Source organism: Ruegeria sp. CH2, assembly GCF_056537065.1.
In genome coordinates this window covers 1-1,914 of sequence record NZ_JBQFQV010000046.1, presented here as the reverse complement: position 1 = coordinate 1,914, position 1,914 = coordinate 1, and the positions used below count along the sequence as shown (strand labels likewise).

At 60.0% G+C, this 1,914-nt stretch carries 1 protein-coding gene; it reads left to right on the top strand.

What is annotated here, in order from left to right; translation table 11 throughout:
- Positions 1 to 151: 151 nt before the first annotated feature.
- A partial coding sequence (locus ACR0M9_RS21045; protein ID WP_480774599.1) for an ABC transporter ATP-binding protein occupies positions 152 to 1,914 on the top strand: 1,763 nt, incomplete at its 3' end.

Genomic DNA, 1,914 nt, shown 5'->3' with positions numbered 1-1,914 from the left:
GTTTTGGTTGCGGGTTTGTGTGTGAGGTCTTATTTAGCGTGTTTGGATGTTGGGATGGGTTGGTGTGCCGCAGGGTTGCATCTGTCCTTTAGGCGCGGCGGGATATGGGGTATCTGGGCGTGCGCACCGTTTCACGGATTTGGAGAACGCAATGATGAAGCGCGCCTGGAACAAGTGGCGATCGGGCTATATGGGCCGGCTTGTCGGTGAGAGCTTTTATGCGCAGGGCGGGCTTTACGGCGTTGCGATCCTGGCGATGATCGCGGTGGCGGTCACCACCGCCGGCTCGGCTTACATGATGGAATATATCGTTGATGCCATGACCAGCCCGGAATTGCGGGGATGGGCGCATGTCATTGCGCTGGGGGTTGTGCTTCTGTTCCTGACCAAGGCGGTGGCCTCGTATATTCAGGCCGTCTTTCTGGCGCGCGCGGGCAACCGGATTGTGGCCCAGCAGCAGGAGAAGCTGTACCGCAAGCTGGTCCGGCACGGGGTGTCGTTCTTTTCGACCAATGAATCATCGGATCTGCTGATGCGCACGACCAATGGCGCGCAATCGGCCCGGGGCCTGATCGATGTTCTGGTCACCGGGTTTGTCCGCGATGCCCTGACCCTGGTCGGCCTGATTGTGGTCATGGTGTATCAGCAGCCGGTCCTGTCGGTGATGTTCTTTGTGGTGGGCCCGGTTGCCCTTCTGGGGGTGCGGTATCTGCTGAAAAGCGTCCGCTCGATCATGCAGGCCGAGTTCAAATCGCTGGCCGAGATCATTCGGGTGCTGCAAGAGACCTCGGCGGGGATCAAGGTAATCAAGGTGTTTGCGCTTGAAGATCGCATGATCGACCGAATGGAGACCGCGATCCGGAAGGTCGAACAGCGCTCGAACGACATCGCCCGGTTGCAGGCCATTGCCAGCCCGCTGATGGAGTTTCTGGCCGGTCTGGCGGTTGCCGGGGTTCTCATTGTCAGCACGATGGGCATCGCGGGCACCGAACAGCCGACCGCGGGTCAGTTGATGTCCTTCATCACCGCTTTGCTGATGGCCTATGAACCCGCCAAGCGCCTGTCCAGGATGCGGGTCCAGATTGAAACCTGCATGGTCGGTGTCGGCATGTTGTTCAGCCTGCTGGATCAGGAGGACACGATGGTGGAAAGCCCCCGGGCCCGTGACCTGAGTGACGGCCCCGGACAGATCACGCTGCGCAATGTGACCTTTGGCTATCAGGGCACGGTGCCGGTGATCGACAACATGAGCGCCACTTTCGAGGCCGGGAAAACCACGGCCCTTGTCGGCCAGTCCGGTGGTGGCAAATCCACGTTGTTTGGCCTGATCATGCGGTTTTACGACCCCGATCAGGGCAGCGTCGAGATCGATGGCCAGGACCTGAGGGATGTCAGCTTTGCCTCGCTGCGGCGGAAAATCTCGTATGTCGGTCAGGACACGTTCCTGTTCTCGGCCTCGGTGATGGACAACCTGCGCTGCTCGGCACCCGAGGCGAGCGATGAAGAGGTGATCGCGGCAGCCCGGGCCGCACATGCGCATCAGTTCATCACTGACCTGCCGCAGGGCTATGAGACCCCGGTGGGCGAAAACGGAACCTTTCTGTCGGGCGGTCAGAAACAGCGCATCGCGATTGCCCGCGCCATTCTGCGCAAGGCCGAAATCCTGCTGCTGGACGAGGCCACAAGCGCGCTGGACGCGGAATCGGAATCGCTGGTCAAAGAGGCGCTGGACGCCCTGACACAGGATGTCACCGTCATCGTCATCGCCCACCGCCTGTCAACCGTGCTGGAGGCAGACAAGATCATCGTCATCCAGGACGGCGCTATCGCCGAACAGGGAAACCTCGACCAACTCATGCAGAAAAACGGACCCTTCAAAAACCTCTTCGACCAACAGTTCAATAAACACAAACA